This window comes from Spongiactinospora rosea (assembly GCF_003315795.1).
In the GTDB taxonomy this organism is placed as follows: domain Bacteria; phylum Actinomycetota; class Actinomycetes; order Streptosporangiales; family Streptosporangiaceae; genus Spongiactinospora; species Spongiactinospora rosea.
In genome coordinates, this window is record NZ_QMEY01000007.1 from 44,260 (window position 1) to 63,733 (window position 19,474).

Here is a 19,474-nt window from a genome sequence, read left to right on the forward strand (position 1 = left end):
CGGCCGCCTGGCTCGGCATTCCGACCCCCGCCTACGCGGACTACCGCCCCGCGGGCGGCCCCGGCCCATCGGTCCCCTCCGGATACGGGCCGTGGCCATGGGCGGTGGGCCGGTGCGTATTGCTGACCGGCCTGCCGGCCATTCGCCTGCTCCGCCGCCGTACCTGGCGGACGCGTTCAGACCTTGGTCTCGCAACGCCGAACGAGCACCATCAGTACGTACACGGTCGTCGCCCCGGCCAGCCTGACATTCGATCCCTGCGGCGAGTCCTTCAGGAGCTTGTCCAATTCCTCGCGATGCCTTTCGGAGGCACGCCGGAGATTGCCGAAACCCTCCTTCAGGTACGGATCACCGGTCTCCAACGCGGCCACTCGGCGAATCACCTCCGCCAATGCCTTCTCCTCCGTGACGGAGGTGGGAGCCGCGCCACGCGTCGTCCATTCGCTCGGAGCGGTCTCCGCCTCGTTCAGGATGCTGTACGCCTGGTTGCAGGTGGCCATGGGATCGGAAGCACAAGAGGCGAGCGGCATCATCACGAAAGCGGACGCCACGACGATCCGCGATAATCGCACCGCCACGCTAGGGAGCGACGTCGAACGAGCCCGACTTGACCTCGGCGATAAAGGCCCGCCACACATCGGGAGCGAACCGCAGCGCAGGGCCGGAACGATTCTTACTGTCCCGAACTCCGATCACTCCAGGCAGGTTGTCGGCCACCTCAACGCAGCCTCCACCTCCCGAGCCGGAATGGCTACTCGTTCGCCAGGCGCCCTTTTCAAGGGCGCCTTTGGTCAGGTCTGCTGCTTCCATGACCCCCACGCTTTCTTGATAAGGTCCACGGATCGCCCCGCTCGAAACGCCTCGGCCCGTATTCTCTCATAGCAGTTCACCGCCCGCGCCACAGCGTCAGGATCGGCCGTCACCTCCTCACTGATGGCGGAATCCACCGTCACGGTGGGCGGCGCATCACTAAGTTCCGCCAGAATGAAGCCGGAGACGAAGCCGTCGTAGCAGCGGGTGTCATGAGGGGTAAGCTGGATCGTGATATGTCGCAGCTCGCTCAATTCCAACAGACGAGCGAGCTGTGCGGCCATCAGCGCCGGACTGCCGACGGGCCGTTTCAAGACCCATTCGTCCATGAGCACCCAAACAGCGGGCGGATCAGGCCGCGTCAGGACCTGCTGCCGCCGCATCCGGATGCCGGTCAGCTCCTCGACCAGTTCCTCTGACTTATTCCCGCCCCTGAAGAGCGCCCGGGCATATTCGGCCGTCTGAAGCAATCCGGGGATCAGCAGCGGCTCCCAGCTCCGCAGGGCAATCGCTCCCGGCTCGACTTCCTCTGCCCACCGCCGAAACCACAGCGGCCCGGACGGAGCCGGCTGGGCGATGTAGGCGGCGAGGCGGCCGAAGAAGCCATCCGTCTCGAACAAGCGGTCGAGGTTTTTGGCGAAATCGGGCTGCGGAACACGCTTCGCCAATTCGACACTCGACACCAAGCTCCCCGAGCACCCACAAAAGCGGGCAACCCGCCCCTGCGACATCCCAGACTGCTTGCGCAGTCTACGCAATTCTCTGCCAAAGCGGACTACAAGGGCATTCGGCTTGGCGGGTTGCTTTGCCATTGCTGTCTCCTGACCGTCGGCGTACCCATCGCGACTAGAAGTATCACGCCTATCGACAACCTTGGACTTGGTCGGCTGAATTCTGCCCCCGACCGTCGGTCAACATCGCAGGACACGGCCATCGCCTCTGAACCAAAGTGAGACCTCAACGTTCGCTTCGACAAACCAACAGGCTGTGTGACCTATATGCGACGACTATTGGCAGACACCCCGACTAGCGCGGTTTGGAGGGTAAGGACCTTTCCAGGAACGCTGGATCAGGTCGCCGCCGCCCGCCGGACAGTACGGGAAATATGGGCGGCCAATCCATCCCTTAACGGCGACTTCCTGGACGATCTCCTCCTCATGGTCTCGGAGCTGGCCGCCAACGCCGTCCGCCACACCCGGAGCGGCGAACCGGGCGGCCTGGTCGGACTGGTCATCACCGCCCACCCCACCTGGGTGCGGATCGAAGTGATCGACCAGGGCTCGCGCAAGGTGCCCCACGTCATCGGCCCCGAGGACGACATGCCACTGCGTCGCGGCGGCCGGGGCCTGGCCCTGGTCGAGGCCGCGTCGGACAGGTGGGGCCACCACCCCGTCTCCATGGTCACGGCCCGGCGCGGCCGGGTGGTCTGGTTCGAGAAGGGAACCGCGTGATGGGAAACAACAACGGCCGCATCAAGGTCGAGGTATCTCCCCTCGGCACCGGCCGATGGCTGCGCATATGGGAGATCAGCGACCCAACCAGCGCGGGCGTGCACATGTCCCGCGCCGGCTTCACCACATGGCTGGAAGCCGTCAAGGAAGGCGCGTTCACTCCCGAAGAACATTACGACCTTCTCCGCCTCAACATAGGCGACCTCGTGGCGGGCGCGCGTACCACCGTCGTCACCACACCCGCCTCCTGGAAAAGATTCGTCGCCGACGCCGAAAAGGGCCATTTCGACGAGTACACGGCCCGGACGTAATTCATGACCGCGCCATGGCCCTTTCCCAGTGGACAATCGCCGGAAGCATCGCACTACGCTGGATCAACGGGCAATTGATCGTGCTCACCGCCAGGCCGTACAACAGCCTGCACGAGGCCATCAAGGCGTACGAGAAGCGCGAGTCCGAAAGACGGAACCGCGACCTGGCCGAACTCGGCCACCTGGTGGACACCGCCCTCGAACGCATGCGCGAAAACCGTCGGACACCACACCCGAAGCCGAAAAGTAGTTGAAAGTTCAATATGCTATATTGCCACATATGCGTATTGGATTCAGCCTTCCCCAGCTCGGTGGTGTCGTCGCCCGCCAAGCAGACGAAGTCGCCCGGTTCGCCCGGGAAGCAGAAGCGCTGGGTGCCGGGAGCCTGTGGGTCGGTGACCGGCTGCTCGCCCCGGTCAACCCCACCGTCGGCTACCCTCCGGGGGTCAACCCGACGATCCCGGAGGAGTTCCACCACATCCTGGACCCGTTCGCCATGCTCGCCGTCGCCGCCGCGGTGACCGAGAGGCCCTTACTGGGCACCAACGTCCTGAACGCCCCCTGGTACCCTCCGGCCCTGCTCGCCCGCTCCCTCACCACCATCGACCTGGTCAGCGGCGGACGTCTGGTGCCCGGCTTCGGTTCCGGCTGGTCGCCCGAGGAGTTCCAGGCGGCAGGCGTACCGATCGCCGAGCGCGGCCCGCGCCTGGACGAGTGCCTGGACGCGCTCGACCAGCTCTGGACCGCCAGCCCGGCCGAGTACCAGGGCAAGTACTGGTCCGTGCCCCCCACCTACGCCGAACTCAAGCCCACCCGCCGCCCGCCCGTCTACCTCGCGGCCTTCGTCCCGGTGGCCATGCGCCGAGTCGCCAAACGCGCCGACGGCTGGCTCCCGGCCCTCGCCGTCACCGGCCCCGGCCCGGTGGACACGGCAGCACTGATCACCGAACCCATGCGGTACATCAGGCAGCTCGCCCAGGAAAGCGGCCGCGACCCGGCCGACATCGACCTGATCCTCCGCATTTACCCGCAGCACGGCTCCACGGTCAACGACATCGTGAACGCCATCCAAGGCGTCGCCGCCGAGCCCGACGTCCAGCACCTACTGGTAGACCTGATGTACCTCAGCACCAGCATCGATCACCACCTCGAAATGGCCGCCGAAATCCTCCGCCGCGTCTGACCCCCTCCCGAGTACCCGCCCCATGGGAAAGGGAATGCGGCCGGGAACGGTCAGAAAATGGTCTGTCATCCGGTCAGCGCCGGGACTGAGGATGTGCCCTGCTCCAGGACTCCAAGAGAGGGAGAGGCCATGCCCACGGCAGGCACGTTATCCCGCGCGCGACGGGTCGCTACGCGCATCGGTCTGCGACTCATTCCGGTGGGGGCGATTCTCGCCTCGACCGCCCTCATCGCCACACCGGCCCACGCGGAACTCGTGACACAGATCCGGAGTTGGAAGACCGGCCGTTGCCTCGACAGCAACTTCAAGGGCGAGGTCTACACCCAGCCCTGCAACGCTCCCCACACCAACCGCCACCAGTATTGGATTTTCACCGGCGGCCACCTCAAGAACGACGCCACAGGGCGGTGCCTGGACAGCAACGGTGACGGAAGGCTCTACACCTTGCCCTGCCAATGGCCCAACACCTGGCAGGACTGGGAGGCACAGCAAGGGAGGGCCCGGGACGTCGCCATCATCCAAAACCTCCGCACCGGGCTGGTCCTGGACAGCAACGAAGGCGGCGGCGCCTACACCCACCGGCGGAACGGCGGTTTCTACCAGGACTGGAAACTGGGCTTCTGACCCCGGCCGCGCGGGGACCAGGAACCCTCTGGTCCCCGCGCCGCTCAAGGGCGAGAGAGCCCCCTCCTGATCTGAGCGGCAGCCGTCTTCTTCACGTACGACCTGACGGGATGCACGACCGCCCAGACAACCAGCACGACACCAGCGGCTGCACAGCAGACGGCGTGCCACCGGGGCCCGGGGCCCATCACGGATATGTCATGCACGACTACTATCTGTTTCATGATGCCCTCCGATCACCTGACCGGCGAGACCGGATACCCCCAGGACGGTAGGCGGGAAAAAGCGGCCTTCCGCCGTGCGAGCGTTACATGATCCACGTCCGCCCCATCGTGAAAGTCCTCGGAGGCGTTGGCTCGGCGGCGGTGGCGTTGGCCGCCCCATGGCCGATCGAGTACCTGTCCGTGTTCGGGCCGGACGACTGGCGGCGGCCGGCGCTGATGGCCGTGGCCTTCCTGGTGGGGCTGGGCGCGTTCGGGGTCCTTGCCTTTGTGGCCCTGCTCACGCGACTCCTGCTGGTCGTCACGGTGTTCTTCGCGGAGTTTTTATCGTTCATGGCGGGATCCACCATGGCGACGGACGAGGCGCTGGCCGAACGCAGCCGGATCAGCACATGCGTGGTGGAAGAGGAACGGGCGGCGGTCGTGATGATCGCCCCCCCGCCCACCGATCCCGGCGGCCTCCCGAGCGAAACGTTCGGGCTCAAGTACAACTACCGGCTGCACTGCCCCGGCGGCGTGCCGAGCGCCATGGAGACCTTCACGCCGATGGCCAGGCCGGGCACGGCCGTGCGGATCATCTGGGACCCCATGGGCCGGATCGGCCCCTACCACGCCGACAGCAGGGCCGAGCTCCGGGACCTTGACGGGCGTGCGTTGTGGGCCATGGGTGTACTCGTCGCGATGCTTCCCCTCATGGACGCCGCGCTCTTCGGCATTCCCCGCCTCAAACTCGCCGCAGCCAGGTTCCGCAGGCGACGAGGGACGTGATGGTCCAGACCACCCGGTCCAGGGCGCTGCACGATGGGTGCACGCGGGTAGGACCCACCGCCTACGGCATCCCCGCCAAGTCACCCGCGGGGCCGGAGATGCGGCACCTACGCCCGTGTTAGCCTGATCCACATGATCCACCCTCGTGCCTAGAGAGATGTCCCACCGCGTCGCCCGGCCACCACGGGCTTGATGCGGAAGCGGCCTCTCTTACGCCGCAGCGCCTCCCCTCCCCGTACACCCCTGGGCTTGGCGCTGCCTTTTTCGAGGTGTTCTCATGTCGTCTCAGTCGGCGGCGTCCTACGCCGCTGTCCTCCGTGCCCCTCTCGCCGCTCGCACCTTCAGCGCCGCACTGGTCGGCAGGCTGTCCTACGGGATCGTCTTCCTCTCGCTGGTCCTGGCATTCACGAAGGCCACCGGCTCATACACCATGGCAGGCGGCGCCATCGCGCTGTTCGGGCTCGCCAGCTCGCTACTGTCCCCGCTACGCGCCCAGATGATCGACCGGTACGGAATCCGCCGCGCGCTCCCCCCGATGGCGATCACGTACGCCCTGCTCCTGGCCCTGCTGGCCGCCCTCACCTGGCGGCCGGGAACGCCCGGCCCGCTGCTGTGGTCACTCGCGGGCATCGCGGGGGCGTTCACCCCGCCGCTCGGCCCCATCATGCGGACCCTGTGGAGCGATCTGCTCCCCGACAGCGCACTCCTGCAGCGCGCCTACTCCCTCGACACCGTCGCCGAAGAACTCCTCTACGTGACCGGCCCCCTCATCGCCGGTTCGTTGACGGGACTGGCCCATCCTTCGCTGGGCGTACTGATCAGCGCCGTGTTGATGCTCACCGGCTCACTGGCGGTCGCGACTTCGCCCGCCGCAGATCCCGCCTTCTCCAGCAGGCCACCAAGCGCCAATGGCCGATGGAGTCTGCTCGCGGGCATCGGCGGCGTGCGACGGCTCCTGCCGGTGACCGTCGGCGTGGGCATGTGCCTGGGGTCACTGAGCCTGTTCATGGTCGCCTTCGCCGAGCGGCACGCACAGCTCGCGGCGGTCGCCTGGGTCGAGGCCGCGCTCGCCGCCGGAAGCGCCGTCGGCGGGCTGGCCTATGGTGCCGTGTCCTGGCGGCTCAAGCTGGAACGTCGGCTGCCCCTACTGGCCACGGGCTTGGCGCTGTCGCTGGCCGCCGCCGGATTCGCCCCGAACATCGGCGTACTGTCGGTGCTGGTCGGCATCGCCGGGCTGTTCCTGGCCCCCACCCTCACCACGGCCTACATGCTGGCGGACCAGGCCGCCACCGCCGACTCCAAGACCCAGGCCGGCGCGTGGATCAACACGGCCTTCAACGCGGGAAGCGCCACCGGCTCCGCGTCCGCGGGACTGCTCATCGAACGCCTCGCCCTGACCGCCTGCTTCGCGATCGGCGCCCTGCCACCCCTCCTCGGCGCACTGGCGGGAATGAGAAAGCCGCGAAATGCCGCCGCGCCTTTCCGAGAGGAGACCTCGCCCGAGATGTCCACCGACGCGGCCTCCTGAAACGCCGCTCCCATCAACACCGCCCCAAAGGGCGGGACCAGCTCATCGATCCTGCTCAGCGCGGAGCAGTACAAAGCGTTCGTCACCTCAAGTGACACGAGACGACGAATCGATCCGGGCCGGGGACGTCCGGGATCAGGCGATGGTGAGCGACCCGCCCTCCAGGTACGCCGCCAGCGGGCCGGTCATCTGGGACCGTACCGGCGGTTGCGAGGCCAGCCCGTTGGCGCAGGCGGCGAGGTGGCCGACCTCGTCGGAGGCCGTGGAGCCGAGGAGTTCGACCGCGCGCGGGACCAACCGGGAGAGGGCGTCCTCCACGCAGTACCGGACATACAGCGAGTGGGCGAGCGCCGGCTCGTCCGTGCCGCCGTCGTCGATCCGGCGGGCGACACCCTCGGCGGCCGACATCGCGCCCTCGGTCTCCACCAGCAGCCGGACCCGCTCTGCCTCGGGCACCCGGTTGTCGAGCAGCACCCGCTCGACCAGCGCGCTGGCGGCCCCGAGGCGGCTGCCCGTCATCAGCAGCTGGTACCAGGCGAAGCTCGCGGCCAGCAGTGCGTCCAGCCGCCCGCCGAGGCCCGAGTCGCGCACCAGCAGCTCCGGCGCCACCAATACGTCGTCAAGGGTGACCTGCTCGCTCCCCGCCCCCGTCTCGCTGACGCTCAGACCCTCGCTTTCCGCGGGCACCAGCGCCACCGCCGGTTGCTCGCCCGAGCCGTCCGAGGGGGAGAGCATGACACCGGCGATGAGCAGCTCCATCGACCCCGCCAGGCCGTGCGGGTGTGTCACCCCGCTGACCCCTACCCCGTCGGGCCCCTCCGTGGCCGTCATCGAGGGGGAGAGGACTCCCGCGCCGGGGCGTTCCTCGGCGAAGCCGAACGTCACGAGGTCGTTGGTGGCGGCCAGGCTCTCCAAGATCATCGACTTCATGCCCTCGTCGGCGATCACGGCGGCCAGGGTCGCCATCGAGAAGTGGTGCAGGGTGGTGGCCACGGCCAGCGACGGTGCCCTGCTGCCCAGTGCGCGCTGCACCCGCAGGGCGTCCAGGGCGGTGGCTTCCCGCCCCTGGTAGGCGGCCAGCACCAGCAGCCCGGGGCCGCCGCTGTCGCGGAAGAGCCCGATGCCGGGGCCATCCGTCGCGGAAGAGCCCGATGCCGGGGCCATCCGGGCTCTCCAGCTCGGCGAGGGACACCGCCCGCAAGCTGTCCTCCAGCCCCGGCAGCAGCTCCGCCACAGTGGCACGTTCCCGTTCCAGAAAACGCACGTCTCCCCACTCTCCCCGGGACGCCCCCCGGCCGGTGGCCCGGACGGCCCACACCGCCCCGGGCCGGGCCGATCATGAAAGAAATGTACTTGGACGGCACCGCACGCGGCGAGTCGTAGCCGCCCCGGATCTTCCACGCATGCTCGTACGCCGTCATTGCCATGGCCTTCGCCCGACACCAGCGCTGCGCCGTTCGTCCGCTGATCTCTGGGAAGAGGCCCGGTGTGCGCCTTGGATCACTCCCAGGCGCATGATCCGAAGGTGTGGAGTTCCCGGCTGGACGCCGGTCGGCGAGGGCCGAACGGCGACCGGCCACGACACACGCGAGAGGAGCGGTTACGCGCCGTCGTGGCCGAGTTGGTGCTCATTGCGGCGGATGTCAGCACACCACGGCGCCTCCGTCCTCCGTGAAGGGGGGCGTCATCATGCCGCTCGGCGTCGCGTCAGTCGTACAGCACGGTGGCGTAGCTGTACACGGTGCCAGGGAAGGTGAGAGATGCTGTCTCGCCCACCGCCGCCGGCTGACCGATGTAAGTGACATATCCGATTTCAGGGCGTATGTGTTTGCCGTAGGCCGAGGCCGCGTGCGTGCCTGTTCCGCCTGTGCAGTGGCTGTAGACGAAGTACCCCGACGTCCATGCGGCGCAGCCCGTCGGTTTGGCGTGGGCGGGAGACGCGGAGATCGCCAGGAGTGAGGCGGTGAGCAGGGCGGTGGCGGACATGGCCGCGGCCCGGTTTCTTCTCATGTGCACTTCCTCCGGTTCGCGAAGGTGAACGGCACTTTCAGATAAGAAACTTTCTGGATCGGACGATACGCCTGGCACGAGACGCGTCAAGAACGTTCCGCCCCCTGTACCCCGCAGGCCCCGGCGCGTCCTGCCGGGTAGCCGCACCCCACGGACGCCCGTCTGTTCGTGGAGGCAGGGGCGTCCTGGAGTTCAGATCCCCTGTTACTCGGGAGTGAAGGCCATCAGTGCGCGCGGGAGCACGGGACAGAGGGCGAGCGCCAGGACAACCTGGAGGCGTTTGAGCCGGTGCTGGGAACGGCGACCGGCCACAGCACACGCGAAACGCCGGACACAGAGACCGGCCACATACGGCGGAGCGGCGGCCACCACGGCAGGCCGTACTGTGACACACCCCACAGGAACACAGCCGTACTCTCATCGACCGGTGCCCGGCCCTCCCCAGAGATCAGCGAGCGAACGGCGCGGTCCCGGCGTCGGGCGGAGCCCGACATGGAATCGGGCGGCTGAGCGAAGCGAAGGCCATTAGGTACGCGGTGGGCACCGCTGGAAGACGACGGCCGAGACGTTGGGCTGAGCCCGACACAAGACAAAACGGCTGAGCGGAGTGAAGGCCATGGGCTGCGCGAAGCGCGGCCTGGAGGGGTCAGGTGTCGGCTTTGTGGGCGAGTTTGGTGTCACGGGAGATGCGGACCAGGGCGGCGGCCAGGTGGGCGAGGTCGTCCGGCTTGGTGAGGCGGGCGAGTTTGCCCGGGTCGCGCGGCAGGTGTACGCGTCCCGCGCCCGATAGGGCCCGCTTGTCGAAGTACGGGCGCAGCCACGGCCACACCTCCTGGGCCTCGCGGCAGAAGATGTCCGCCCCCGTCTCCCCGATCCCCTTGAACCGCTGCAGCGCCTGCCGCAGCCGCTTCGGATCCCGTCCGGCCTCCTCCGCGACCTTCCGCATGTCCCCGCCGTACTCCCCGAGGATCAGCTCGGCGCACTCCCCGAGGCGGCTCGACGTGCTCTCGTCGTACCGCACGTAGTGCCCCCGCCCCAGTGCGTCCACCCGATCCTGCCAGCTCAACCGCGCCATCCCCTTGGGCGTGTCGCCGCCGGCGGCGAAGAGTTCGCGGGCGGCGGCCACGGCCACGTCGGAGTTGATGCGGGCGCTCAGCAGGTTGGCCAGCACCAGAAGCTGCCAGAGCGGGCGGGGCTGGTCGCGAAGCTTGATACCGGCCTGCTCGGCATAGGTCTGACCTGCGGTTTTCAGGACCGTAGCGACATCGCTCATCGAGAATCCCTCCCACCGCCCGCTACCCACCAAAACAGACTTACGCGGACTTACGGGACTTCCTCTTCGGCTTCTCCTCAGCGGTCTTCTCTTCGGCGGTCTTCTCTTCGGCGGCCTTCTCTTCGGCGGCCTTGCCGCCACGCTTGCGGGCCGGTGCGCCCTCCCGCTCCCGCTTCGCGGCGTTGACGCTCGCCCGCAGCGCGGCCATGAGGTCCACCGCGGGCCCGGCCTCCTCCGGCGCGCCCTCCGGCTGAACGACCTCCTTGCCCGCCACCTTGGCGTCGATGACCTGCTGCAACGCCTCACGATAACTGTCGTGGTACTCGCCGGGATCGAAGTCGGAGGCCATCGTCTCGATCAGCGACTCGGCCATCTTCAGCTCCTGGGCCCGGACGTCGATCTCCTCCTCCAGGAACGCGAACTCCGCCTGGCGGATCTCGTCCGGCCACAGCATGGTCTCCAGCACGAAGATGCCGTCGCGGACGCGCAGCGTGGCCAGCGACTCGCGCTGGCGCAGCGCGATCTTCACGACCGCGACCTGCCCGGACCGCTCCAGGGCGTCGCGCAGCAGCACGTACGGCTTGGCCCCCTGCGCGTCGGGCTCCAGGTAGTAGGACTTGGCGAAGTAGATCGGGTCGATCTGCTCGGCCGGGGTGAACTGAAGGACGTCGATCCGCCGGGACGTGGACAGCGGCAGGTCCTCGAAGTCCTCGTCGGTGAGGATCACCATCTCGCCGGTGGCCAGCTCATAGCCTTTGGCGATGTCGGCGTAGGGGACCTCCTCGCCATCGACGGTGCACACCCGCTTGTACCGGATGCGCCCACCGTCCTCACGGTGCACCTGGTGGAAGCTGACGTCCTTCTGCTCGGTCGCGGAGTAGAGCTTCACGGGAATCGTGACCAGCCCGAAGGAGATCGCGCCCTTCCAGATGCTGCGCATCGCCCCTCCCTCACCCGAGCCGCGACAGATCGCTCACCGATATTTTCGCACTCAGGTTCGACTCCCGCCACACCCCGATGGGTTATCTCACCATTGGGGCACATACCCGTCATGGGGGATCCAATGCCATATCCAGTCGAGCCGATGCTCGCCGTGCCCGGCGCCCTCCCCACCGACGGCTCCCGCTATGCGCTGGAGATCAAATGGGACGGAATCCGCGCCATCGTCTACAAGGACTACCAGGACCCCCAGGTCAGGATAACCGGGCGGCACGCCGCCGACTACACCTCGCGCTACCCCGAGGTGGCCGGGCTCGCAGTGGACCTCGCGGGGCACCGGGTCGTACTGGACGGCGAGCTGGTCGCCTTCGACCGTACCGGCCGGCCCGCCTTCCAGCGCCTCCAGCGGCGGATGCATGTGACCGATCCGGGGCGGCTCGCGGAGTTCGTCCCGGTCACCTACCTGCCCTTCGACCTGCTCCACCTCGACGGCTACGACCTGTTCGACGTCCCGTACCTGGACCGCCGCGACCTGCTCGAACGGCTCGGCATCGACATACCGCCGCGCTTCCCCGGCGACGCCACCGAACTGCTCACCATCAGCCGCGAGCAGGGCCTGGAGGGCGTCATCGCCAAGCGGCTCGACTCCCCCTACCGGCCGGGACGGCGATCGGACTGGTGGATCAAGGTGAAGAACCTGGACACGCGCGACGTGGTGATCGGCGGGTGGCGTCCGGGGAGGGGACGCCGGGCCGGAGGGGTCGGTTCGCTGCTCATGGGGGCCTTCGGCGGGCGCGGCCTGGTCTACGTCGGCCACGTCGGGACCGGCTTCACCGACGCCGCGCTGAACGACCTCCACGCCAGGCTGGCCCCGCTGGAGACGGAGGAGAGCCCGTTCGCCGTCCCGGTCCCGCCGGAGATCGCCCGTGGCTCGCGGTGGGTTCGTCCAGAGCTGGTGGGGGAAGTGGCGTTCACCGTCTGGACGGAGGAACGCCGCCTGCGCAACGCGGTCTGGCGGGGCCTGCGACCGGACAAGGTACCAGCGGAGGTGATCGTGTGAGCGGCGGCCGGGTGCCCGTCAAGGTCGAGGGCAGGGACCTGCGGCTGAGCAACCTGGACAAGGTGCTCTACCCGCAGGAGGGCTTCACCAAGGCGGAGGTGATCGACTACTACTCGCGCATCGCCCCCGTCCTGCTTCCCCACCTGCGGGGACGCCCGCTCACCGTCAAGCGGTACCCGAACGGCGTCGAGGGTCCCTCCTTCTTCGAGAAGAACGCGCCGCAGCACGTCCCGGACTGGATCCGGACCGTCACCGTCCCCACGCCGGGCAGTACGAAGGACCGCGACACCATCGACTTCGCGGTCATCGAGGACCTGCCGGCCCTCGTCTTCTTCGCCAACCTGGCCGCGCTGGAGCTGCACGTGCCGATGTGGCGGGTGGACGGCAAGGACCGGCCGCGCGACCCGGACACCCTGGTCTTCGACCTCGATCCGGGGGCTCCGGCGACGATCGTGGAGTGCTGCCGGGTGGCGTGCCTGCTGCGCGAAGTACTGGACGAGGACGGGCTGAGCGCCTGCCCCAAGACCAGCGGCAGCAAGGGCATGCAGCTCTACGCGCCGTGGCGGCGCGAGGACGACCCCCGGGAGTACGCCAGGAAGGTCGCGCGCAGGCTGGAGTCCGGGCACCGGGACGAGATCGTCAGCGTGATGACCAAGAAGGTTCGCGAGGGGAAGGTGCTGATCGACTGGAGCCAGAACAACACCGCCAAGACCACGGTCGCCCCGTACTCGCTGCGCGCCCGTGCGCGCCCCACCGTGTCAACGCCCCTCACCTGGGAAGAAGTCGAGGAGTGCGATGATGCGGACGAGATGGTCTTCACCGCCGCAGACGTACTGGCCCGGGTGGAGGAACACGGAGACCTGTTCGGGCCGGTGGCCCCTTAGCGTTGTCGGTAGGGGGCCGTAGGCTGGTGGCTGTCGGCTCATCAAGGGAGGGGACCACCGATGTCGGAGATGGACGTGCGCGGAGACAGCCTCGCGGAGCGCGCGCTCGACGACGAGGCGTCCGTGCAGGGGATCGCGATCGAGGTCGAGGAGGCCGACGCCGTCGAGCAGCACCGCGAGATGAGGGAGTCGGGCGGGCTGCGGTGGCGGCAGGAGATCCCGTTCGACGTCGATCCCTTCGACGCGGCCGAGCAGGAGCGCACGGTCGACCTCGACGAGGACGACTACCGCTGACCCGTACTACCGCTGACCCACAGTGCCGCTGACCCACAATGCCTCTGAGGCGTGCTACTCAGCGGTAATGCTCATGCGTAGGATGTCGCGAGACCCGACCGAGCCAGGACCGCGAGCCCGTACCAGGCCGTAGCTAGGAGACCGCCGTGACCGCAACTCCGGACGCGAAGCCCCGGGGCACCCGGCTGCCCCGGCTGGCCCGCCGCCGCCAGTTGCTCGGCGCGGCACAGGAGGTCTTCGTCGAGAACGGCTACCACGCCGCCGCGATGGACGAGATCGCCGAGCGGGCCGGGGTCAGCAAACCCGTGCTCTACCAGCACTTTCCCAGCAAGCTGGAGCTGTACCTGGCCCTGCTCGACACCCACGTCGACGACATGGTCGGCCGCTGCCGCGAGGCCCTGGCCGCCACGACCGACAACAAGCAGCGGGTGCAGGCGGCGATCGGGGCGTTCTTCGACTTCGTGTCGGTCCAGGGTGAGGCGTTCCGGCTGGTGTTCGAGTCCGACCTGCGCAACGTCGCGCCGGTGCGGGAGCGGATGGAGCGTTCGCTGCGGGAGAGCGCCGCGATGATCAGCCAGGTCATCCAGGAGGACACGGGCTGCTCCAAGGAGGAGGCCCACTTGCTGGGCGTGGGGCTGGTCGGCATGGCCGAGGTCAGCGCCCGCTACTGGCTGACCAGCGGAGACTCCATTCCCAAGGAGGCGGCCACGCAGCTCATGGCCCGCCTGGCCTGGCGTGGCATCGGCGGCTTCCCGCTCACCACCTGAGCCGTCGGCGCCCCTCGGCCTCTGTTCGCTTGACGCGATCAATCCTCACATCCGGCGAGGGTGGGGGCGACCATGGTAGGAGCAGCCCGCGTCGAAAGGGAATCCGATGGAAATCAAGATCGGCGTGCGGTCGGTGCACCGTGAGCTGGTGGTGGAGACCGACTGGACCGCCGAGCGGGTAGAGGAGGAGCTGCGCAACGCGCTGGCCGCGGAGCGCGGCGTGTTCGCGATCTCCGACGTGCGGGGGCGCAGGATCGTGGTACCGGTCGAATCGCTCGGTTTCGTGGAGATCGGCGAAGACGAGTCCCGCCCGGTCGGTTTCGGCGGCACTCTCTGACACAGGGCGACGGGCGGGCGCCTCCCACCCGCCGCCCTGGTGCCATGGCCTCAGGGGCCGGGGGTCAGGCCGAGGGCGCTCATGCGTTTGCCGTGGGCCTCGGTGAGCCGGGCGAACATCCGGGAGATCTCGGCGAGGTCCTCCCCGGCCGGCCCCACCAGCAGCGCCGCGAGGTCCGGCCGGGCCGCCGCGACCCGCTGGCCCTGGCTCAGCGCCTCTCCCACCATGCGCCTGGCCCACAGGGCCAGTCGTCCCGTCCGCTTGGGGTCCTGACTCAGCGCGCCGCGCACCCGGTCCACCGCGAACTCCGAACGCCCCTCGTCGGCCAGCACCTCGTCCACCAGCCCGCTGGTCCGCGCGTCCACGTGCCGGGCCGCCTCGCGGTAGAAGTCCTGGGCGATCCCGGTGCCCACGTACGCCTTCACCAGCGCCTCCAGCCAGTCGCCCGGCTTGGTCTTGGCGTGCCAGTCGTCCAGCGCCGCCACGAAGGGGGCCATCGCCTCCTCAGGGTCGGCGCCCATTTCGGTGAGCCGGTCGCGCACCAGGCGGAAGTGCCCGTACTCCGTCGCCGCCAGGTCGCTGAGCACGGCGCGGTCGGTGAGCGAGGGGGCGAGCCGGGCAGCGTCCTCGGCGAGCCGCCAGAAGGCGGTCAGCTCCGCGTAGGCGAGTACGCCCAAAAGGTCGGTGACACCGGAAGAACCCGCCGCGGGAGGGGTTTCAGTCATGGATGCAGGGTACGAGTAAGTAGGGCTCACCCCGAGACCGAAACGTGGGGAACAACCAGAAATCTGTTCTCTGTTGTGCTATCGAGTACACTGCTCTGTGAAAGTGCGACCGCGCTGAGTAGATCCGAGGGCGACGCCCCCGGATGCCCCCATGTCAGTGGTGCGCCGGTCGCTGATGAATTGATGAGGGCTGGCCTTCCGCGAGGACCCCTGTACGGGGGAATCTTACGGCCTGTGGTCCCGGCATGGCCGCCTTCCACGGAGACTTAGGCAGGCACACGCTGACGACTTTCCGAGACCTCGGAGTCATTCCAGAGATCGCCGATGCCCTTGAGACCGAGGGCATCACGACGCCGTTTCCTGTTCAGGAGATGGCACTCCCCCTGGCCGCCAGCGGCCAGGACGTCATCGGCCAGGCTCGTACCGGCACCGGGAAGACCTACGCGTTCGGCATCCCCATGCTGCAACGCATCGGCAAGCCCCGGAAGAACCGCAAGAAGCCGCGCGGGCTGGTGGTCGTCCCTACCAGAGAACTGGCGCTCCAGGTCACCGAGGACCTGACCGCCGCCGCCGGCAAGCTCGGCTCACGGATCCTCTCCGTGTACGGCGGGCGGGCCTACGAACCCCAGGTCGAGGCGCTCAAGGCGGGCGTCGATGTGATCGTCGGCACCCCCGGACGGCTGCTCGACCTGGTGAAACAGAAGCACCTCGACCTCGGTCAGGTCACCATGCTGGTGCTCGACGAGGCCGACCGGATGCTCGACCTGGGCTTCCTGCCCGACATCGAGCGGATCATCAAGCTGTTGCCGGAGGAGCGGCAGACGATGCTCTTCTCGGCCACCATGCCGGGCGAGATCGTCACCCTCTCCCGCCGTTACCTCAACCGGCCGACCCATGTGCGGGCGGAGAACAAGGACATCGAGCCGGAGTCCGCGCCGCAGGTCACCCAGCACGTGTGGCGGGTGCACCGGATGGACAAGATCGAGATCGTCGGCCGCCTCCTCCAGTGTGACGGGCGTGGGCTGACCATGCTGTTCTGCGAGACCAAGCGGGCCTGCGACATGGTCTCGGAGCAGTTGCAGGAGCGCGGGTTCGCCGCCGCCGCCGTGCACGGCGACCTCGGGCAGGGCCAGCGCGAGCAGGCGCTGCGCGCCTTCCGCAACGGCAAGATCGACGTCCTGGTGGCGACCGACGTGGCCGCCCGGGGCATCGACATCGACGACGTCACGCACGTCGTCAACTACGACTGCCCGCAGGACGACAAGGCGTACGTCCACCGGATCGGCCGCACCGGCCGGGCCGGGCGCACCGGCGTGGCGGTCACCTTCGTGGAGTGGGAGGATCTCACCCGCTGGAAGGTGATCAACAACACACTGGGCCTCGACTTCGCCGAGCCGGAGGAGACCTACTCCACCTCGCCGCACATCTACGCGGTGCTGGGCATCCCGGAGGGCACCAAGGGCACCCTGCCCCGGGAGAAGCGCTCCCGGGCCGGGCTGGACGCCGAGGAGATCGAGGACCTGGGCGAGACCGGCAGGCCGCGCGGCCGTGGGGGTCGCCGCGACTCCCGGCCACGCGACCGGGACCGGGACCGCGACCGCGATCGGGACCGCGACCGTACTCGGGACCGCGATCGGGACCGGGTCAGGGACGGCGACGGAGACGGCGAGGAGCGCCGCGAACGTCCGTCCCGCACCCGCCAGCGCCGCCGTACCAGGGGCGGCCGGGCCATGGAGGAGGCCGCCGCCGGACCGGTCACGACCATCGCCGCGGAAGCCGCAGAAGCCGCACAGGCCACAACGGCCACAGACACGGCAGAAGTGGCGGAAGCAGTGGAGATCGTGCCCATCGAGCCGGAGGCCCCGCGCACGCAGGGCCGTGGCGACGCCTATGACCACGACTACGACGAGGACTATGACGATCAAGACGACGACGACCAGGACGACTTCGACGACGACTATGACGACGCCGACGCCGATGACCACGGCGACTATGGCGACTTCCCCGTCGATCGTTTCCACACCCAGGAGGTGAGTGGCATGGAGCACGCCAACGCCACGCGGCGCGAGGCCGAGCGGATCATCCCGGCGAGCCCCTTCACGGTGATCTTCCGGTCGCCCGATCTGGCCACGGACGACGACGACATCGCGCCCTCGGCCGCGACCGAGCGCAGCACCCAGCGCCGGCGCCGCCCGGCCGGCGGTGGCGGCGGTGGCCGTCCTCGCGGGAACAACGTCCGCCGTAACTGACCACCCCAGGTGAGGCCCCCGCCCGGCCGTCGAGGCCCGGGCGGGCGCCGAAGCGCAACGGGCTGTCCGCAACCGTTCCGGACAGCCCTTCTCGCTTTCGACCCATTGGTCATGAAATTTCGCTACCACCCCGCTAGCACCAGCGTAAGCATTACGGCGGTGTCGCAGGGGTCGGCGCTGGGTATTGTGGTCACACGTGAGTACGCCGCGTTTTCTGACCCTGCCGGAAGGCGTCCGCTCCGACCGGATCGAGACCGCCACCGGGGCCTTCGCCGTCTTGGAGGCGCTTCCGATCAGCGGGGTCCCCGAGCGCTGGCCGGCGATCCTGGTTCCCGGGCTCACCGGCAGCAAAGAGGACTTCCTGGCGATCATGCAGCCGCTGGCCCAGTCCGGCCGCCGGGTGATCGCGATCGACATGCGCGGCCAGTACGAGACCTCCGGCCCGGAAGACCCGCGGGCCTACCGCTGCCCGGCGCTGGGCGACGACATCGACTCGCTCTGCCAGGAGATCTCCGGCGGTGAACCGCTGCACCTGGTCGGCCACTCCTTCGGCGGGCTGGTCACCCGTGAGGCGGTGATCGACGGCCGCACGAAGTTCGCCTCCTACACGCTGATGAGCACCGGCCCCGCGGCGATCGTCGGACGGCGCGAGCGGTTCGGCCGGGTCATGATGGACGAGCTGCCCGAGCGCGGCGTGGAGCGCATCTGGAACGAACGCCTGGAGCCCGAGTGCATCGCGGCGGGCGTGTCCGACGAGATCAGGGCGTTCCTGCACAAGCGGCTGCTGGCCAACTCGGTGACCGGCCTGGCCACCATGGCCCACGAGGTGCTGACCGCGCGCGACCGCACCGACGAGCTGGCCGAGATCGAGGTGCCCACCCTGGTCCTGTTCGGGGAGCACGACGACGGCTGGCCGCCCGAGTCGCAGGCCGATATGGCCGGGCGGCTCGACGCCGACTGCGTGGTGGTGCCCGGCGCGGCCCACTCCCCCGCGGTGGAGGCGCCGGAGACCACGGCCGCCGCGCTGATCAGGTTCTGGAACCTGGCCGAGACCGGATACCACGGCCCGTTCTGACCCGCTTGCCGGATCGCCGGGGGCTCGCGAGATTATTACCCCTATATGGGGAACGAGACGGAAATCGTGGTCCAGCCCCCCGCACACGGTCACCTGGCGGGTCCACATCGACCGCGCCATGTGGGTCGGCGGAGTACGCGGGCTGATGCTCCAGGCCCTGCACCCGCTCGCCATCCGCGGCGTCTGGCAGAACTCCGACTTCCAGGAGGACCCGTTCGGCCGGCTCCGCCGCACCGCGGACTTCGTCGGGCGCGTCACCTACGGCAGCCCGCAGGACGCCGAGGAGATCGGCAGGCGGGTGCGCGGCATCCACCGCTCGCTGCGGATCAAGGACCCGGACACCGGCGGGCTGCACCGGGTGGACGACCCCGAACTGCTGCTGTGGGTGCACTGCGCGGAGGTCAGCTCCTACCTGGAGACGGCCAGGCGCGGCGGGCTGCGGCTGACCGACCGGCAGGCGGACCGCTACCTGGCCGAACAGCGCCGCAGCGCCGCCTACGTGGGCCTGCACCCGGAGGACGTGCCCGGGTCGCTGGCCGAGATGCGCGCGTACTTCGCGGCGATCCGCCCCTCCCTGAGGCTCACCCCTGAAGCGGCCTCGGCCGTGCGCTTCCTGCTGTGGCCGCGGCTGCCGGAGGACCTGCGGCACCTCAGCCCCGGAAAGCCGGTGTACTTCCCGTTCGGCGCGCTGTGCTACTACACGCTGCCCGCCTGGGCCAGGCGGATGTACGGGGTGCTGCCCGAGGTCCCCGCGCCGCTCGTGACGGCGGCGCTGGCCGCCTTCCGGTTCACCATGAACCAGGTCCCCGAACGCGTCCACCACAAGGCGTTCATGCCGAGCACGCGGGCCATGCTGGCGGCCTCCCGGGAACGCTTCGCGGCGGCCGGCTACGACACCGCCAAGGGCCTGCGCGGCCTCGGCGACCCCCGCCGCTGGCCGGCCCGCCCCTGATCTTGCGATGAGC

At 68.9% G+C, this 19,474-nt stretch carries 23 protein-coding genes; 15 read left to right on the forward strand and 8 right to left on the reverse strand.

Going from position 1 to position 19,474, the window contains the following annotated elements; translation table 11 throughout:
• Positions 1 to 176: 176 nt before the first annotated feature.
• The 3 genes from DP939_RS18235 to DP939_RS18245 are packed head-to-tail and all read right to left on the reverse strand — an operon-like array spanning position 177 to position 1,622.
• Positions 177 to 578: a hypothetical protein gene (locus DP939_RS18235; RefSeq protein ID WP_113981930.1), complete on the reverse strand. Its 402-nt coding sequence runs from the start codon at positions 576 to 578 to the stop codon at positions 177 to 179.
• A 1-nt stretch (position 579) separates the two neighbouring features.
• Positions 580 to 810: a DUF397 domain-containing protein gene (locus tag DP939_RS18240; protein WP_113982191.1), complete on the reverse strand. Its 231-nt coding sequence runs from the start codon at positions 808 to 810 to the stop codon at positions 580 to 582.
• Positions 792 to 1,622: a helix-turn-helix domain-containing protein gene (locus DP939_RS18245; protein WP_113981931.1), complete on the reverse strand. Its 831-nt coding sequence runs from the start codon at positions 1,620 to 1,622 to the stop codon at positions 792 to 794. The genes DP939_RS18240 and DP939_RS18245 overlap by 19 nt, the downstream gene beginning before the upstream one ends.
• A gap of 186 nt (positions 1,623 to 1,808) precedes the next feature.
• Between DP939_RS18245 and DP939_RS18250 the strand changes: the two genes are divergently transcribed.
• The 7 genes from DP939_RS18250 to DP939_RS18280 all read left to right on the forward strand — a co-directional run bounded on the left by DP939_RS18250 (position 1,809) and on the right by DP939_RS18280 (position 6,896).
• Complete coding sequence (locus DP939_RS18250; protein ID WP_225878373.1) at positions 1,809 to 2,261, forward strand: ATP-binding protein; 453 nt, start codon at positions 1,809 to 1,811, stop codon at positions 2,259 to 2,261.
• A complete protein-coding gene (locus DP939_RS18255) occupies positions 2,261 to 2,572 on the forward strand; it encodes a hypothetical protein (RefSeq protein WP_113981933.1) in 312 nt (103 codons plus the stop codon). The genes DP939_RS18250 and DP939_RS18255 overlap by 1 nt, the downstream gene beginning before the upstream one ends.
• Positions 2,573 to 2,586: 14 nt before the next feature.
• Positions 2,587 to 2,826, forward strand: a complete 240-nt coding sequence (locus DP939_RS18260) for a hypothetical protein (RefSeq protein WP_147268034.1) — start codon at positions 2,587 to 2,589, stop codon at positions 2,824 to 2,826.
• 26 nt (positions 2,827 to 2,852) lie between these two features.
• Positions 2,853 to 3,755 (forward strand): TIGR03619 family F420-dependent LLM class oxidoreductase, encoded by a 903-nt coding sequence (locus DP939_RS18265; RefSeq protein WP_113981935.1) that lies wholly within the window; start codon positions 2,853 to 2,855, stop codon positions 3,753 to 3,755.
• Positions 3,756 to 3,884: 129 nt separating this feature from the next.
• On the forward strand, positions 3,885 to 4,379 hold the full coding sequence (locus DP939_RS18270; protein ID WP_113981936.1) for an RICIN domain-containing protein: 495 nt from the start codon (positions 3,885 to 3,887) through the stop codon (positions 4,377 to 4,379).
• A 311-nt stretch (positions 4,380 to 4,690) separates the two neighbouring features.
• Positions 4,691 to 5,368, forward strand: coding sequence for a hypothetical protein (locus DP939_RS18275; protein WP_113981937.1), 678 nt, complete (start codon positions 4,691 to 4,693; stop codon positions 5,366 to 5,368).
• Between the two features lie 277 nt (positions 5,369 to 5,645).
• Entirely contained in the window at positions 5,646 to 6,896 is a 1,251-nt protein-coding gene (locus DP939_RS18280; protein WP_199565244.1) for an MFS transporter, read from the forward strand.
• A gap of 135 nt (positions 6,897 to 7,031) precedes the next feature.
• Here the strand turns inward: DP939_RS18280 and DP939_RS18285 are convergent, their stop codons facing one another.
• The 4 genes from DP939_RS18285 to ku all read right to left on the reverse strand — a co-directional run bounded on the left by DP939_RS18285 (position 7,032) and on the right by ku (position 11,119).
• On the reverse strand, positions 7,032 to 8,060 hold the full coding sequence (locus DP939_RS18285) for an acyl-CoA/acyl-ACP dehydrogenase (RefSeq protein WP_199565245.1): 1,029 nt from the start codon (positions 8,058 to 8,060) through the stop codon (positions 7,032 to 7,034).
• Between the two features lie 543 nt (positions 8,061 to 8,603).
• Positions 8,604 to 8,906 (reverse strand): hypothetical protein, encoded by a 303-nt coding sequence (locus tag DP939_RS18290; RefSeq protein ID WP_147268035.1) that lies wholly within the window; start codon positions 8,904 to 8,906, stop codon positions 8,604 to 8,606.
• Between the two features lie 646 nt (positions 8,907 to 9,552).
• A complete protein-coding gene (locus DP939_RS18295) occupies positions 9,553 to 10,179 on the reverse strand; it encodes an HhH-GDP family DNA glycosylase (RefSeq protein ID WP_113981939.1) in 627 nt (208 codons plus the stop codon).
• 40 nt (positions 10,180 to 10,219) lie between these two features.
• Complete coding sequence (gene ku / locus DP939_RS18300) at positions 10,220 to 11,119, reverse strand: non-homologous end joining protein Ku (RefSeq protein ID WP_113981940.1); 900 nt, start codon at positions 11,117 to 11,119, stop codon at positions 10,220 to 10,222.
• A 123-nt stretch (positions 11,120 to 11,242) separates the two neighbouring features.
• Here ku and ligD (DP939_RS18305) point away from each other — a divergent pair, with 123 nt between their 5' ends.
• The 5 genes from ligD (DP939_RS18305) to DP939_RS18325 all read left to right on the forward strand — a co-directional run bounded on the left by ligD (DP939_RS18305) (position 11,243) and on the right by DP939_RS18325 (position 14,460).
• Positions 11,243 to 12,178, forward strand: coding sequence for a non-homologous end-joining DNA ligase (ligD, locus tag DP939_RS18305; RefSeq protein WP_225878336.1), 936 nt, complete (start codon positions 11,243 to 11,245; stop codon positions 12,176 to 12,178).
• Complete coding sequence (gene ligD / locus DP939_RS18310; protein WP_113981942.1) at positions 12,175 to 13,062, forward strand: non-homologous end-joining DNA ligase; 888 nt, start codon at positions 12,175 to 12,177, stop codon at positions 13,060 to 13,062. The genes ligD (DP939_RS18305) and ligD (DP939_RS18310) overlap by 4 nt, the downstream gene beginning before the upstream one ends.
• 60 nt (positions 13,063 to 13,122) lie before the next feature.
• Positions 13,123 to 13,356 (forward strand): hypothetical protein, encoded by a 234-nt coding sequence (locus tag DP939_RS18315; protein ID WP_225878337.1) that lies wholly within the window; start codon positions 13,123 to 13,125, stop codon positions 13,354 to 13,356.
• A 146-nt stretch (positions 13,357 to 13,502) separates the two neighbouring features.
• On the forward strand, positions 13,503 to 14,123 hold the full coding sequence (locus DP939_RS18320; protein WP_113981943.1) for a TetR/AcrR family transcriptional regulator: 621 nt from the start codon (positions 13,503 to 13,505) through the stop codon (positions 14,121 to 14,123).
• A 106-nt stretch (positions 14,124 to 14,229) separates the two neighbouring features.
• Complete coding sequence (locus DP939_RS18325) at positions 14,230 to 14,460, forward strand: DUF3107 domain-containing protein (protein ID WP_113981944.1); 231 nt, start codon at positions 14,230 to 14,232, stop codon at positions 14,458 to 14,460.
• Positions 14,461 to 14,510: 50 nt separating this feature from the next.
• On the opposite strand, the gene DP939_RS18330 is transcribed toward DP939_RS18325, so the two are convergent.
• Complete coding sequence (locus DP939_RS18330) at positions 14,511 to 15,185, reverse strand: ferritin-like fold-containing protein (RefSeq protein ID WP_113981945.1); 675 nt, start codon at positions 15,183 to 15,185, stop codon at positions 14,511 to 14,513.
• A gap of 371 nt (positions 15,186 to 15,556) precedes the next feature.
• Here DP939_RS18330 and DP939_RS18335 point away from each other — a divergent pair, with 371 nt between their 5' ends.
• From DP939_RS18335 to DP939_RS18345, 3 genes are all read left to right on the forward strand, one after another.
• The gene (locus tag DP939_RS18335) at positions 15,557 to 17,434 is read left to right on the forward strand and encodes a DEAD/DEAH box helicase (RefSeq protein WP_199565246.1); all 1,878 of its coding nucleotides are present in this window, start codon (positions 15,557 to 15,559) and stop codon (positions 17,432 to 17,434) included.
• A gap of 196 nt (positions 17,435 to 17,630) precedes the next feature.
• Positions 17,631 to 18,509, forward strand: a complete 879-nt coding sequence (locus DP939_RS18340; RefSeq protein WP_113981947.1) for an alpha/beta fold hydrolase — start codon at positions 17,631 to 17,633, stop codon at positions 18,507 to 18,509.
• A 118-nt stretch (positions 18,510 to 18,627) separates the two neighbouring features.
• On the forward strand, positions 18,628 to 19,461 hold the full coding sequence (locus tag DP939_RS18345) for an oxygenase MpaB family protein (protein WP_113981948.1): 834 nt from the start codon (positions 18,628 to 18,630) through the stop codon (positions 19,459 to 19,461).
• Positions 19,462 to 19,474 lie beyond the last annotated feature (13 nt).

Bases quoted from the DNA above. Each gene is read 5' to 3' on its own strand.
- DP939_RS18240 (WP_113982191.1), bottom strand. From the start codon at position 810: ATGGAAGCAGCAGACCTGACCAAAGGCGCCCTTGAAAAGGGCGCCTGG.
- DP939_RS18245 (WP_113981931.1), bottom strand. From the start codon at position 1,622: ATGGCAAAGCAACCCGCCAAGCCGAATGCCCTTGTAGTCCGCTTTGGC.
- DP939_RS18250 (WP_225878373.1), top strand. From the start codon at position 1,809: ATGCGACGACTATTGGCAGACACCCCGACTAGCGCGGTTTGGAGGGTA.
- DP939_RS18255 (WP_113981933.1), top strand. From the start codon at position 2,261: ATGGGAAACAACAACGGCCGCATCAAGGTCGAGGTATCTCCCCTCGGC.
- DP939_RS18260 (WP_147268034.1), top strand. From the start codon at position 2,587: ATGGCCCTTTCCCAGTGGACAATCGCCGGAAGCATCGCACTACGCTGG.
- DP939_RS18265 (WP_113981935.1), top strand. From the start codon at position 2,853: ATGCGTATTGGATTCAGCCTTCCCCAGCTCGGTGGTGTCGTCGCCCGC.
- DP939_RS18270 (WP_113981936.1), top strand. From the start codon at position 3,885: ATGCCCACGGCAGGCACGTTATCCCGCGCGCGACGGGTCGCTACGCGC.
- DP939_RS18275 (WP_113981937.1), top strand. From the start codon at position 4,691: ATGATCCACGTCCGCCCCATCGTGAAAGTCCTCGGAGGCGTTGGCTCG.
- DP939_RS18280 (WP_199565244.1), top strand. From the start codon at position 5,646: ATGTCGTCTCAGTCGGCGGCGTCCTACGCCGCTGTCCTCCGTGCCCCT.
- DP939_RS18285 (WP_199565245.1), bottom strand. From the start codon at position 8,060: ATGGCCCCGGCATCGGGCTCTTCCGCGACGGATGGCCCCGGCATCGGG.
- DP939_RS18290 (WP_147268035.1), bottom strand. From the start codon at position 8,906: ATGAGAAGAAACCGGGCCGCGGCCATGTCCGCCACCGCCCTGCTCACC.
- DP939_RS18295 (WP_113981939.1), bottom strand. From the start codon at position 10,179: ATGAGCGATGTCGCTACGGTCCTGAAAACCGCAGGTCAGACCTATGCC.
- ku (WP_113981940.1), bottom strand. From the start codon at position 11,119: ATGCGCAGCATCTGGAAGGGCGCGATCTCCTTCGGGCTGGTCACGATT.
- ligD (WP_225878336.1), top strand. From the start codon at position 11,243: ATGCCATATCCAGTCGAGCCGATGCTCGCCGTGCCCGGCGCCCTCCCC.
- DP939_RS18315 (WP_225878337.1), top strand. From the start codon at position 13,123: ATGTCGGAGATGGACGTGCGCGGAGACAGCCTCGCGGAGCGCGCGCTC.
- DP939_RS18325 (WP_113981944.1), top strand. From the start codon at position 14,230: ATGGAAATCAAGATCGGCGTGCGGTCGGTGCACCGTGAGCTGGTGGTG.
- DP939_RS18330 (WP_113981945.1), bottom strand. From the start codon at position 15,185: ATGACTGAAACCCCTCCCGCGGCGGGTTCTTCCGGTGTCACCGACCTT.
- DP939_RS18335 (WP_199565246.1), top strand. From the start codon at position 15,557: ATGGCACTCCCCCTGGCCGCCAGCGGCCAGGACGTCATCGGCCAGGCT.
- DP939_RS18345 (WP_113981948.1), top strand. From the start codon at position 18,628: ATGTGGGTCGGCGGAGTACGCGGGCTGATGCTCCAGGCCCTGCACCCG.